Annotated in this window: 9 protein-coding genes; 5 read left to right on the top strand and 4 right to left on the bottom strand. The window is 54.5% G+C overall.

The genetic code is table 11. The annotated features are described in order from the left end of the window. Positions 1 to 260 precede the first annotated feature (260 nt). The 3 genes from N1078_RS18715 (at position 261) to N1078_RS18705 (ending at position 3439) form a co-directional block, all read left to right on the top strand. Complete coding sequence (locus N1078_RS18715; protein WP_167143947.1) at positions 261 to 1586, top strand: OprD family porin; 1326 nt, start codon at positions 261 to 263, stop codon at positions 1584 to 1586. 147 nt (positions 1587 to 1733) lie between these two features. Beyond that, positions 1734 to 2012, top strand: coding sequence for a hypothetical protein (locus N1078_RS18710; RefSeq protein WP_241693742.1), 279 nt, complete (start codon positions 1734 to 1736; stop codon positions 2010 to 2012). A gap of 458 nt (positions 2013 to 2470) precedes the next feature. Beyond that, on the top strand, positions 2471 to 3439 hold the full coding sequence (locus tag N1078_RS18705) for an arsenic resistance protein (RefSeq protein ID WP_167143944.1): 969 nt from the start codon (positions 2471 to 2473) through the stop codon (positions 3437 to 3439). A 106-nt stretch (positions 3440 to 3545) separates the two neighbouring features. Here the strand turns inward: N1078_RS18705 and N1078_RS18700 are convergent, their stop codons facing one another. The 4 genes from N1078_RS18700 to N1078_RS18685 form a co-directional block, all read right to left on the bottom strand. Beyond that, a complete protein-coding gene (locus tag N1078_RS18700; protein WP_090256270.1) occupies positions 3546 to 6668 on the bottom strand; it encodes an efflux RND transporter permease subunit in 3123 nt (1040 codons plus the stop codon). Between the two features lie 11 nt (positions 6669 to 6679). Continuing rightward, the gene (locus tag N1078_RS18695) at positions 6680 to 7021 is read right to left on the bottom strand and encodes a P-II family nitrogen regulator (RefSeq protein WP_170050707.1); all 342 of its coding nucleotides are present in this window, start codon (positions 7019 to 7021) and stop codon (positions 6680 to 6682) included. Positions 7022 to 7035: 14 nt separating this feature from the next. Then, positions 7036 to 8625 (bottom strand): efflux RND transporter periplasmic adaptor subunit, encoded by a 1590-nt coding sequence (locus tag N1078_RS18690; protein ID WP_143003858.1) that lies wholly within the window; start codon positions 8623 to 8625, stop codon positions 7036 to 7038. 152 nt (positions 8626 to 8777) lie between these two features. Continuing rightward, entirely contained in the window at positions 8778 to 10046 is a 1269-nt protein-coding gene (locus N1078_RS18685; RefSeq protein WP_090256272.1) for a TolC family protein, read from the bottom strand. A 570-nt stretch (positions 10047 to 10616) separates the two neighbouring features. On the opposite strand from N1078_RS18685, the gene N1078_RS18680 reads away from it, so the two are divergent. Together N1078_RS18680 and N1078_RS18675 are read left to right on the top strand one after the other, a co-directional pair. Continuing rightward, a complete protein-coding gene (locus N1078_RS18680; protein ID WP_274089597.1) occupies positions 10617 to 11291 on the top strand; it encodes a heavy metal response regulator transcription factor in 675 nt (224 codons plus the stop codon). After that, a complete protein-coding gene (locus tag N1078_RS18675) occupies positions 11288 to 12691 on the top strand; it encodes a heavy metal sensor histidine kinase (RefSeq protein WP_274089596.1) in 1404 nt (467 codons plus the stop codon). Before N1078_RS18680 ends, N1078_RS18675 begins: the two co-directional genes overlap by 4 nt. The last annotated feature ends 200 nt before the right edge of the window (positions 12692 to 12891 follow it).

The following is a 12891-nucleotide window of genomic DNA, read 5'->3' as shown; positions in this document are numbered from 1 at the left end:
CGCTGAGTTCGGAATAGGACATAGGGGCAGCACCGTACCGGAAAGGTCAGGTGTTGCACTCAGTTTTCGCGGCCGCCCAACTTTTATTGCCGCCTTGTGAAGATTACAGAATTGTAATTTTCCAATCATCTTCAAGTTATCTTCAGCTTGCAAGGATAGGGCTCAGCTCCCCAAAGGCGCAGAGCGCTTGAGGGTGCAATACCTATAAGAACGCCATGGCGAAAACTAGACTAATAACTGCCAATATAAAGGAGCAATAAATGCTTAATAAAACCAAACTATCCCTTGCAGTATTTTCGGCGATTGTCAGTGCAGCTCCGCTCATGGCGGCCGCAGAAGAGCAAGCCGAAGGTTTTGTAGAAGGTAGCAGTTTCAATATTCTCAACCGTAACTTCTACATGAACCGTGACTTTCGTAAAGGTCAGTCGAGCAACACTGACAATGGTTATACTGAAGCTTGGGCACACGGCATCATTGGCCAGTTCGAGTCGGGCTTTACCCAAGGCACCGTAGGCTTTGGTATTGATGCCTTCGCCATGCTCGGCCTTAAACTGGATACCGGGGATGGTCGATATGGCCCAGGTGGTACTGTTAATCTGCTGCCGGTAAATAGTGATGGTGAAGCTGAAGATAACTACTCCAAAGTGGGTGGTGCAGTAAAAGCCCGGCTATTCGACACCGTTGTCAAAGTGGGTGATGTGTTCCCCATGACTCCGGTGGTTCACTACGGTGACTCCCGCCTGCTACCGGAAAGCTTTCGCGGCGTTACGGTTGAGAACACCAGCTTTGATGGTTTGACCCTTCAGGGTGGCCGCCTGCATGCCATGAGCCAGCCGCAGGTCAGCACCATGCGTGATGAATTCGCAACCTTCTATGCGGGCTCTGTCGCGTCGCCATGGGTTGCCTATTTCGGCGGTGACTATTCGCTAAATGACAACCTGAGCTTTAGTCTCTATAGCAGCCAACTCAAGGATGCTTGGAAGCAGCACTATGCCGGTACGTCCTTCACCTACCCGCTGACCGACAGTGTTTCCTTGTTCGGTGGTTTGAACTACTACAAAGCTGTCGATGACGGCCAGCAGCTGCTGGGTGAGTTCGATAACGACATTTACAGCGGCAAAGTGGGTGTGCAGTTCGGTGCACACAGCGTTGCCCTGTCGCACCAGCGCAACAACGGCGACGATGATTTCGACTACCTGCGCCAGTCTGATTCCATCTTCCTCGACAACTCTATTCAGTACAGCGACTTCAACTCGCCGAAAGAGAAGTCCTGGATGCTGCGCTACGACCTAGATATGGCCAGCTATGGCGTTCCTGGACTGACCTTCATGACGCGCTATGCGCTGGGTACAGATGCGGACTACTCCGACGCCAACAATGTGTATATGCGTCGTGATGCCGATGGTAATCCGCTGACCGACCAGAAGCGCTGGGAGCGCAACATCGAAGCCAAGTACGTCGTACAAGCTGGCTCGCTGAAAGATATGTCCTTCCGCGTTCGCCAGATGACTACCCGCGCAACGGATTACGAGTCGGATCTGGACGAGGTTCGTCTGATCGTCGAGTACCCACTGAGCGTGCTCTAAAAATGGATGGGCGGGCGGGCTCTAAAAGCCCTGCCCGCTCATGCATAACAAGATAGATAGTTATTAGATTTCAAGAATGTAATGTTGAGCTCACGCTGCTGTTAGCTTCACCCCCGTAAAATTCACTCGAACTTGCAGAACTTGTCCATGAACCTCGACAAGCTACTAATTGAATTTTACGAGGCCTGCCTTATGAAGATGTTGAAAGCTCTAGTTATTGGATCGGTACTTCTTGTCGGCTCCACACAGACTTATGCAGAAGATGGCTATGATCGCTCAATGAAAGCTCAGGAAAAATTTCGAGCAGATCAAAAACGAATTCACGGAACTGAGCCTTCTGCCAAACCGGCGGACGAACTAAAGGTTAAGACCAGCAACCAAAATCGGGCCAATACCGATATTAAAAAAGAAACCAACGCTGACTAACCGCCCACTTCCGAACGATGTTCACCTCTAGAAGCTCCCGAGCTCCTTTGGAAAGAGGTGTACCCTAAGCGCCCTTCGGGGCGCTTTTTTTATTTAATCTTTAATAAAAAAGACTCACTGGGAGTTTAAACCTCCAAGCTAGAAAACTAACTCTACTCTTCCGCAAGTCATTCATGTCTGCAACAAGCCATCGCTGTCAGCGTGTAGCAAGAAGGGCAAAATGATACCGGTGCAGGCCTTTAGATTGATCTGCCTGATATCTGCAAAGGCACTGGCTATCACCCCGATGCTAGAACACGGTGTCATTTGAATACCGCGCCCTTGCACCGTCAGCAGATACCTACTCAATAGCTAGACGCCGTGCCCATCTCAATTTTTCATGATTCAGGCCATCCAAGAGTATCGCCGCGCTCTCCGCTACCTCATGTAAGCTGAAGTTTTTACTCCTTGAGGATGCTATGAGTAGGGATGCGCTTGAACAAAACCAGATACCGATCTATTTCGTTGCGGTCATTGCAGCGGCAATCGGTGGGTTAATAGCTCCTGCAGCTACGCAGAGCCTGAACGCATTAGTGACCCCGACTATCGCCGTGCTGATGTACGCGATGTTCCTGCAAATCCCCTTTCTTGATTTCCGCGAGAGTCTTAGCAACAAACGCTTCATGTCTGCCTTGCTGATCGCCAATTTTGTACTGATTCCACTGTTGGTGTGGGCACTAACCAGAGGGCTCGCAGAACACCCGGCAGTACTAATCGGCGCTCTTCTGGTTTTGCTCACTCCCTGTATCGACTACGTGGTGGTATTTACGCACATAGGCAGAGGCGACTCGCGTGCGATTCTTGCAGCAACCCCCATCCTCTTGCTGTTGCAACTTGTGCTGTTGCCTGTGTATTTGGCTTTTATGCTAGGGGAGCAATCCCAAGTCGTTATCTCGATAGCGCCTTTCGCTGAAGCCTTTCTCGCACTGATTGTCGTGCCTTTATTGCTCGCGGTGGCTACAGCAGCCTTGGCTAAGCGCTCGCGGATCGTAGGTCGCTGGAACACCGTATGGGCATGGATGCCAGTCCCTGCGATGGCGGCAGTTCTCATTGCGGTGGTTGGGTCGCAAATCTCGCCAGTGGTACGTGATATCGACCAGCTTTTACCGGTGATCCCGGTGTATATCGGTTTCATGCTTTTGGCCCCCGTAGTGGGCGCACTCGCTTCAAAAGCTTATAAACTGCCCGCCTCGACGGCGAGAGCGGTTACTTTCAGTACCGCCACACGTAACTCGTTGGTGGTTCTTCCGCTGGCCCTGGCATTACCTGAAGAAATACGAGGGCTTGCAGCCGCAGCGGTCATCACCCAGACACTGGTTGAGTTGGTGGGTGAACTTGTCTACATCCGGGCAGTGCCGATTCTCATCTGGCGTAAAAAAAGCCGCTGAGGACGTCACGGCACAGTCACCGCCCACATTGAGCGGTATTTACGGTAAGCAAAAAGCCCCGCTCAAGAGCGGGGCTTTTCAGTTGCAAACGAATAGCGCTGTGAACTTAGCGCAGACGATGGGCCAAGCGGTAGAGCAATGGCAAAACCAGCAGCGTCAGCGCTGTTGAGGACAGAATTCCGCCAATCACTACCGTCGCCAGAGGGCGCTGAACTTCCGCGCCCGTACCGATGGCAGTGGCCATTGGAATAAAGCCCAGAGACGCCACCAAAGCAGTCATCAGCACTGGCCGTAGGCGCGTCAATGCGCCTTCGCGGATGGCCTCGTCCAGCCCCATGCCGTTCTCACGCAAACTGCGAATGAAGGAAATCATTACCAGGCCGTTGAGCACCGCCACGCCCGACAAAGCAATGAAACCCACGCCCGCGGAGATCGAGAGCGGAATATCTCGCAGCCACAAGGCCATGATCCCGCCTGTCAGCGCGAAGGGCACGCCGGTGAACACCAGCAGGCCATCTTTGACATTGCCGAACATCATAAAGAGCAGTGTGAACACCAGCAGCAATGAGACCGGTACGACAATCTGCAGGCGCTTGGCCGCCGACTGAAGCTGCTCGAAGGTGCCGCCCCAGGTCGTCCAGTAGCCTGTAGGGACGCTAACCGCCTGGGCGATCTTGCTCTCGGCCTCGGCGACAAATGAGCCGATATCGCGACCGCGAACGTTAGCGGTGACCACCACGCGGCGCTTGCCACTTTCACGGCTGATCTGGTTCGGCCCCGGTGCGGACACCACACTCGCCACATCAGCCAAGCGCACAAACCCTGGGCCATCCAACCCATCGCCATTGGCCAGACGAATAGGTAGCTGCTGGATCTTGTCGACATCATTGCGCCACTCGTCCGCCAGGCGAACTTGGATATCGAAACGCCGGTCACCTTCAAACAGTGCACCCGCCTCGCGCCCGCCGATGGCGGTGGAAATGGCGTCCTGAATCTCCGAGACATTCAAACCGAATCGTGCGGCTTTCTCACGGTCGATTTGTACGCTGAGCATCGGCAGACCGGTGGTCTGTTCGACCTTCACATCAGCTGCTCCTGGAATACCCTCCAGCACCTCAGCGATTTGCTCGGCGGTCTCGTTCATCACATCCATGTCATCGCCAAACACTTTCACTGCGACGTCACTGCGTACGCCGGAGATCAGCTCGTTGAAGCGCATCTGAATGGGCTGAGTGAACTCATAGTTGTTGCCGGAAACCTGTTCAACCGCCTCCTGCATCGCCGCAACCAAATCGGCTTTGCTGCGATCAGGATCGGGCCACTGGTCGCGCGGCTTTAGCATGACAAAGTTGTCCGCCACGTTCGGCGGCATTGGATCGGTTGCGACTTCAGCAGTTCCAAGCTTGGCGAACACCGTATCAACCTCGGCAAAGGATTTGATTCGTTGTTCGAGTTGCACCTGCATTTCAATTGCTTGCGAAAGGCTAGTGCCAGGAATACGCAGGGCATGCAAAGCGATATCGCCCTCATCCAGGCTCGGCACGAACTCACTGCCCATCCGCGAAGCAGCTAAACCAGAAAGCACCATGATGACTGTCGCAATGGTCAGCACTAACGGCTTGCTGACCATGACCCAATCTAGCAACGGCGCGTAGCCTTGCTTGACCCAGGCCATTAGCCGATTTTCTTTTTCACTGACGTTGCCATTGAGGAACAGTGCAACAGCTGCCGGGACGAATGTCACCGAGAGGATCATGGCTCCGAACAGGGCTGTCACCACGGTGAACGCCATTGGGTGGAACATCTTGCCTTCCACGCCGGTGAGCGCAAATATCGGCAGGTACACCACCATAATGATCAGTTGGCCGAACAGCAGTGGACGACGCGCCTCCTTCGACGCCGCGAACACCTCATGGAAGCGCTCATTACGGGTCAACGTTCGGCCTGCTGCGGCCTGGGCGTGAGCCAAACGACGCACGCAGTTCTCTACGATCACCACGGCACCATCGATGATGATGCCGAAATCGAGTGCGCCAAGGCTCATCAGGTTCGCGCTGACCTTGTTGCTGACCATGCCCGTAAAGGTGAACAGCATCGACAGCGGAATCACCATTGCGGTGATGAGGGCCGCCCGAATGTTACCCAGGAACAGGAACAGGATAGCGATAACCAGCAGAGCGCCTTCGATCAGATTCTTCTTCACCGTATTGATGGCCTTATCGACCAATACAGTGCGGTCATAGACCGTCTTCGCTATGACTCCTTTCGGCAGGTTGCGATTGATCTCCTTTATGCGCTGGTCGACAGCCTGCGATACATAGCGGCTGTTCTCACCAATCAACATAAAGGCAGTGCCGAGCACCACCTCCTGGCCGTTCTCAGTAGCGGCCCCGGTGCGCAGCTCCTTACCCAGGCCAACCTCGGCCACATCACCGATGCGCACAGGAACACCATCGGTGTTCTTGATGATGATGTTGGCGATGTCAGCGATATTGCCGACTTGTCCCGGAGCGCGGATCAGGTACTGCTCGCCGCTGCGTTCGATGTAGCCCGCACCAACGTTGGCATTATTGCTCTCCAACGCAACCACAATGTCCTGCAGGCTGAGGCCATGTGCGACCAGGCGCTCCGGCTTGGGTGAAACCTGGAACTCCTTGGCATAACCGCCAATGGTGTTGATCTCGGTAACACCTTTGACGGTTCGCAGTTGCGGCTTGACGATCCAGTCCTGAATCTCACGCAAATCCATCGGAGTATAGGCGCTGCCATCCGGCTTCTTCGCACCGTCTTGCGCCTCGATGGTCCACATGTAGATCTCGCCCAGACCAGAAGCGATTGGCCCCATGCTCGGCGACAGATCACTGGGTAGATTGCTACGCGCTTCCTGTATCCGCTCATTCACCAACTGACGAGCGAAGTAGATGTCTGTGCCGTCTTCGAAAATGACGGTGACCTGCGACAACCCGTAGCGTGAGATTGAACGCGTTTCCTGTAAGTTGGGCAGCCCAGCCATTACCGATTCAATCGGAAAGGTCACGCGTTGCTCAGTTTCCAGTGGCGAGTAGCCCTTTGCCTCGGTATTGATCTGCACCTGCACGTTGGTGATGTCGGGAACCGCATCAATCGGCAACTTCTGGTAGCTGTAAACACCCAACGCCGCCATGCCGAGCACAGCCAGCAAGACTAGCCAGCGCTGGTCGATGGCGAAGCGAATTAATCGTTCGTACATGTCAATTTCCCCTAAAGCGCAGCATCACCGCGCTCTCCAGTACGGATGCGCAATGCGTCGGTCAAAGGGGCCACGGCGACGATTCCATCACCGGGAACACCTGTGTGGGCGGCCTTCTCGATGGCATGGACGATCTCATCGGCAACCTCATCGGAGCAGAACGCCAGCAGCACGAGATGCTGATGGGCGTCTGGATTCCATTCGTCTGCGATATATCCATGATCCTTGCCGTGACCACGCGGATGACCATGGGCTGGCAGGATGGTGAATCCTGGTAGATGCGGCAGTGCGTACAGCGCTTGCTCGACGGCTTCAAGCCGGATCGGACGAAAAATAGCTGTAACTTGTTTCATAGCTCGACTCCGAATTAGTGGTCATGGCTCGCGCCGGCTTTGCCAAGCTCAGCTTTGATCAGGAAGCTGTTCTTCAGCGCGTATCGATCGCCCGCCTTCAGACCCGAGATAACCTCGACGAAGTGGCCGTCGGATTTGCCCAGCTCAAGAGGCCGAGCTTCTAGCTGGTTATCGAAGCGGCCGAACACTACCTGCCAATCGCGAACGGTCTGGATCGCTTCGACCGCTACTGCAACGGGAACGTCGTTCTCCTGGGCAATCACCTCGACCGTCACTGGCAAACCAGGCCGCCATATCCGATCTGGGTTGGCTAGCACGATGCGAGCAGTCGCCGAGCGGGTTTGCGCCCCAACCAGAGCGCTGACATAGGAAATGGAGCCCTTAGCCGTGGCGGCGAATGCGCTGGAGCTCACGACAACGTTTTGCCCTTCGGCGATTACGCCCAAGTCTTTCGCCGCGACGGTTGAGTCCACCCATACGGTCGACAAATCCGAGACGGTAAAGACTGCGGAGTCCTCTTTGAGTACTTCACCAACAGAGATGCTTTTGCTGGTTATCACGCCATCGATAGGGGCACGAATCTCGAATTCGGTGAGATTCTGGCCTTTGGCCGGGGCACCGCCCAGCGAAGCGATTTGTTGCTGGACGCGCTGCACTGCGATAGCAGCTTCCTGCATGGCAACTTGCGCCTGCAGGAAGTCCTGCTCGGCGGAAATCTTCTCTTCCCACAATTGCTTTTCACGTGCATAGGTCGTGCGGGCAAGCGCAGAGCGTTGCTGGGCGGCCATTAGCTCGCCACGCAGTTCGGCCAGCGCCTGGCTGGAGATTTTGGCCAATACCTGACCCTTGCTGACCGTATCGCCAGCACTAACCGCCACCGAGTCGACGCGCCCGGCAAGTTGCGGGGTCACCTGAACCGTGCGGTCACCGTTGTAACGAACCTCGCCGAGCACTTGCAGCGTGGAGGCGATTTTCGCTGGACCAGCAGTGGCGAGCGTGACGCCACCCTGCTCAAGCTGCGCATCCGTCATCGTCACGCGGCCCTCAACCTGCTCGTAACCGAACGAATAGCTCTTGCCACTGTGCTTGGCGCTGATGGAAACCTGGAATGAATGCGGCTCTACAACCGCGGCATCGCCACGTAGGTAGTCATTCTCTTTGCTGAAATTGATGATTTGCGCAGGTTGGCCAAGACGCAACAAGGTCACCTGTACCGTGCTTTCAGTAGGATTTAAAAGCTTACCGTCCAGGTAGGTATAGAGCCTGAACTGAGGCTCTACGCCCTCCTCAAAAATCGTCACTTCAAGTGCATAATCACCCTCGGTGAAAAGCTTGCCGCCATGCTCGCCCTTGGTGGGTTCTACAGTTTCATGGTGCTCTTTATCTGCATGCTCATCGGCCTCTTCATGCTCGTCGGCCGAAGCCTCCCCGTGGTGCTCGGGATCTGCGTGAGCCGATACATCCTCATGACTCTCATCATGGCCATGGCCTTCCTCCCCGGACTTACCAGGGCTACCACTTAGAATCAGACCCGCCACGGCTAAACCGATGACGACAACAGCCACAATCATCAGCCACTGCTTTCTGGGAGTTGTTGATGCCATTGGTAACTCCAAATTATCAAAAGTATTGAATTTGACTCATGCCCAGGCGGCGACTAAACGCGCTCAATAAACATGCAGCCGCCAGGAAAGCAGGCGAGGCTTCATGTCGCATGACGCGACCATCTAAGGCGTTATGTAGGTGTGAGAGATGCTTATTTTTTGAATTCGATGTTGAGTTGGGAGCCGTAAATCTTCTCCAAGCTCACCCAGGCCGAAATAGCTTCATCCAGGGTATTCAGGTATTGGGAGCGCATGCTTACGAGGGTGCGCTGAGCATCGAGTACATCGATAAAGGCAAACTTGCCCATCTCGAATCCACGTACTGCGCCCTCTACTGCTTGCTGCGCGGTCGGCAGCAGTGTGCCGCTGATCGAGTCGACTTCACTTCTAGCGCTTTCCCACTGCTCAAATGCCTGCTGGGCTTCCGCGCGCAGGCGGAGCTCTGCGGCATTGCGCAAATCCCGCGCTTGGTCAGCTCCTTGAGCAGCGGCCAGCACATTGCCTTGGTTGCGGTTGAACAACGGAATAGGCATCGACAAGCCGAGCAAATTGACGCGCTCGCCAAGCCCTTCGTCGTACTGGCTGCCAACGCTGACGGTGAGGTCTGGAATGCGCTGCGACTTTTCGAGTTCCAAGGAAGACTCGGCACGCTGGATTTGCGTGTTGGCCAGCCGTAGGTCCGCTGTATCTGTTATGCGTGCAAGCATCTCAGCCTGCGACGGCAGGTACGGCAGGCGCTCAAGATCACCCTCGACATGCGCGAAGTTCGGTGTCTTGGCACCCGTTATGAGCGCCAGTTGCTTGTAGGCATTGCTTTGATTGAGGCGTGCGCGATTCAGCTCCAGTTGAATTTCCGAAAGCTGCACCTGAGCACGCGAAATTTCGATTGGCGAAGCCTTGCCGGCCTTTACGCGCCCTTCGACCACCTGAAGTCCGCGACGGGCAAGGTCTAACGACTGTGTGGAAAGCTGCAGTCCTTCCTGGGCACGCAGCGCTGAGTAAAAGGCCTGGATAACCTCAGCGCGCAAGATGTTTTTCTTACGCTCCAGATCAATCGCCACCGCGTCCTGATCACGCTCAGACACATCAATACGCGCGCTACGCTTGCCGCCCAGCTCAATTGGCTGAGATACCTGAATGCTGGTGACGCGCGACTCACTACGCGTGTCCTCAACGCTCCAGGACAGCTCAGGATTTGGGATGAGCCCAGCCTGAGTACGAGCGCCTTCGGCAATGCCAGTATTCCATTGTGCTGCAGCGAACTCCTGGTTCTCAGTGAGCGCTTGCGCAAACGCCTCATCAATCGTTATTGACTGCCTTGTTGATTCGGCAGCAGTTGTTGGAACTGGAGCAATTAACAATGCAGCCAGTAGCCCTGAAAATACACAGAATTTACCTATTCCAACTCCATGTCCGGCCATTGTTTTTACATGCACTTAAAGTCCTCCACAGAACTAGCTCTGCTGGAATATAATGAAGGCCTTTATATTTATTAATCCCGAGGGATATCGAGGATTATCGCTTGGGAAAATAAGTAGAAAGCCAATTCCCGGCAGAATATAGTGCTCCATGCCTATCAGCAAGGTGACTGGAAAATTACAAATACGTTATCCAGCACTTTTCCAAGTAGGCCTGTATTAGTATTGGCAGCGCTCAAGAGAGCAGGCAATTTAGCGCCCAGCAACAACTAGAAACAAACACAGTTAAATAGCGGTTGCCTCGCGGGTAGCGCCCCCGGGCAGCCCTGCCAGTCAAAAGTTGGGTGTTTTGGATAAGGACAAGTACTGCGACATGTTGTCGCTTAACCCCTTTGAGCCATGCGAAATAGGCATTACAGCTTGACCCTAAAGCCGCTTCAGGCTTTAGCCTTGGAGCAACCTGAAAAGCCGTAGGTCATATCCGTGACCGCCGATGAAAGAATTAAAACCACTCCGCAGCCATAACAAAAAAATATCTAAAAATACTGGCCGCATATTTTAAGGTGAATATTTATGCGAATCCTTATTGTCGAGGACGAGCCCAAGACTGCTGAGTACTTACACCAAGGCTTAAGCGAAAGTGGCTATGTAGTTGATAAGGCTGCCACGGGAGTTGACGGCCTCCATCTTTTTAGGCAACACGCTTACGATTTGGTAGTGCTTGATGTAAACCTTCCAGAAATTGATGGCTGGGGTGTGCTTGAGCATATACGCAGCAACAGCAGTACTCGCGTAATAATGCTGACCGCGCGCGGCCGCTTAGTGGATAAAATTAAAGGCCTGGATTTGGGCGCGGATGATTATTTAGTCAAACCGTTTGAGTTCCCTGAATTACTTGCGCGAATTCGTACGTTGCTACGGCGAAGCGAACAAATTCCGGTACCGGAAGTGCTGCGGGTAGCCGACCTTGAGCTTGATCCGGCGAGGCACCGCGCGTTCCGTGGCGAGCAGCGTATCGATCTGACCACCAAAGAGTTTGCGTTGCTGCACCTACTGATGCGCCGCTCTGGGGAAGTGCTATCGCGCACCCAGATCATTTCGCTGGTCTGGGATATGAATTTTGACTGCGATACCAACGTCGTCGAAGTCTCCATCCGCAGGCTGCGCGCCAAAATTGATGACCCGTTCGATAACAAACTGATCCACACCCTTAGGGGTGTCGGGTACGTGCTTGAGGAACGTGCATGAAGCCGACCAGTCTATCCATGCGCCTTGGCCTGTCGGTCAGCGTGATGGGGGCGGCACTGGTTGTTCTGCTAGCAGCACTCGCCTACTTCGCGCTTACCCATGAGCTGGACTCGTTGGCCAAGCAGAGTCTTGACGGCAAACTTGAGCAGATTCAGCACAATCTCGCCGAAGACATGAGCGCACATGCAATTGCCCAGCAACCTCACGAGCTGCTGGATCTGGTCATGGGGCATGACAATCTGCACCTGACGATCTACGGGAAAAAGTCAGGCACCAAATTACTCCTGAATCTGGGTGAGAAATCCAGGGAGCCCATTCTTGCCAACATACCAGCAGGCGATACCCCTATTTACCAAAGCTGGTCGGATGCTGAGGGAAACAACTTCCTGACCGCATCCAAGGTGATGCTGCTCAACGACGGCGACCACGTCAGGGTCTTACTCTCAATTGTTCGATCTGCCGACGAAGCACTGCTCAGTGCCTACCTCAAGTCAACGTTGATCGCGCTCCCTCTTCTTCTGGCGCTAATTGGCATGGGCGCATGGTGGATTGTACAACGGGGCCTTTCTCCGCTCCGGCAATTTCGCCAGGTTGCATCGCTGATATCCACGCAGGATCTGACCCATCGGATTTCCGTCGACAAACTTCCACAAGAACTCAGCGCGCTGGCCCACGGCATCAACTTCATGCTGCATCGTCTTGATGGTGGCGTTCAGCAGCTATCGCAGTTCTCTGATGACCTGGCCCATGAGTTGCGCTCACCTATCACCAACCTGATGGGTAAAGCGCAGGTAACGCTCTCAAGAGAGCGTCCACCTGAGGAGTACAAAGCCGTACTGGAATGCTGCACAGAAGAGCTGCAGCGCGTCACCCGAATCGTGTCCGACATGCTGTTTCTCGCTCAAGTCAGCCACCCCGCATCCCTGGTTCCCTTCGAGAAGATTGCACTGGAGGACGAGGCAAGACGCGTTGTGGATCTGTTCAGCATCTCCGCTGAAGAGAAACAGATCAGCCTGAGCATTTCCGGGGCCGGCCGAACCTTCGGTGATCGGCTGATGGTACAGCGCGCCATTTCAAACCTCTTGTCCAATGCGATTCGGCACAGCCCCATTGGCGCAAACATCTCGCTGCTGATCGAGAAGCACAGCGAAACCGTGTCGTTCTCGGTGGGAAACCCGGGGATTGGCATCCCCGCACAGCACATCCCTCATTTGTTCGAACGCTTCTACCGCGTCGATACCAGCCGCTCTCGTGCCGAAGGTGGGACAGGGCTGGGCCTGGCAATTGTTCGCTCGATCATGAGCCTGCATCAGGGCACGGTCGAGGTCAGTAGCCTGCCAGGCAGCTTCACCGTATTCCGTTTGATCTTCCCCAAAGTCCGCAATGGTTCCTCGACCTAGACCTGCAGGCGTACAGGCATAACGACCAGCCGAAGATTGGCCGCAGAGGAACCCGCCCCTATTCGGAGAGCACGGCATACAGCGACGGCTCCCCGATATGCCACCCCCCTGAACATGGATAAACGTAAGCGTCCAGCCAAGTCACCTTCCGAACTCCAGCATTAAGGGCGATGGTGTCCGCGTATTTTTAAGCGGACGCG

The sequence above is a fragment of the Pseudomonas sp. MIL19 genome, from assembly GCF_028680365.1.
Taxonomy (GTDB): Bacteria; Pseudomonadota; Gammaproteobacteria; order Pseudomonadales; family Pseudomonadaceae; genus Aquipseudomonas; species Aquipseudomonas spirodelae.
This window is presented reverse-complemented; position numbering and strand designations above follow the sequence as displayed.

Coding starts and splice junctions, on each gene's coding strand:
- N1078_RS18695 (WP_170050707.1), bottom strand. CDS start 7,021: ATGAAACAAGTTACAGCTATTTTTCGTCCGATCCGGCTTGAAGCCGTC.
- N1078_RS18675 (WP_274089596.1), top strand. CDS start 11,288: ATGAAGCCGACCAGTCTATCCATGCGCCTTGGCCTGTCGGTCAGCGTG.
- N1078_RS18680 (WP_274089597.1), top strand. CDS start 10,617: ATGCGAATCCTTATTGTCGAGGACGAGCCCAAGACTGCTGAGTACTTA.
- N1078_RS18690 (WP_143003858.1), bottom strand. CDS start 8,625: ATGGCATCAACAACTCCCAGAAAGCAGTGGCTGATGATTGTGGCTGTT.
- N1078_RS18685 (WP_090256272.1), bottom strand. CDS start 10,046: ATGGCCGGACATGGAGTTGGAATAGGTAAATTCTGTGTATTTTCAGGG.
- N1078_RS18715 (WP_167143947.1), top strand. CDS start 261: ATGCTTAATAAAACCAAACTATCCCTTGCAGTATTTTCGGCGATTGTC.
- N1078_RS18705 (WP_167143944.1), top strand. CDS start 2,471: ATGAGTAGGGATGCGCTTGAACAAAACCAGATACCGATCTATTTCGTT.
- N1078_RS18710 (WP_241693742.1), top strand. CDS start 1,734: ATGAACCTCGACAAGCTACTAATTGAATTTTACGAGGCCTGCCTTATG.
- N1078_RS18700 (WP_090256270.1), bottom strand. CDS start 6,668: ATGTACGAACGATTAATTCGCTTCGCCATCGACCAGCGCTGGCTAGTC.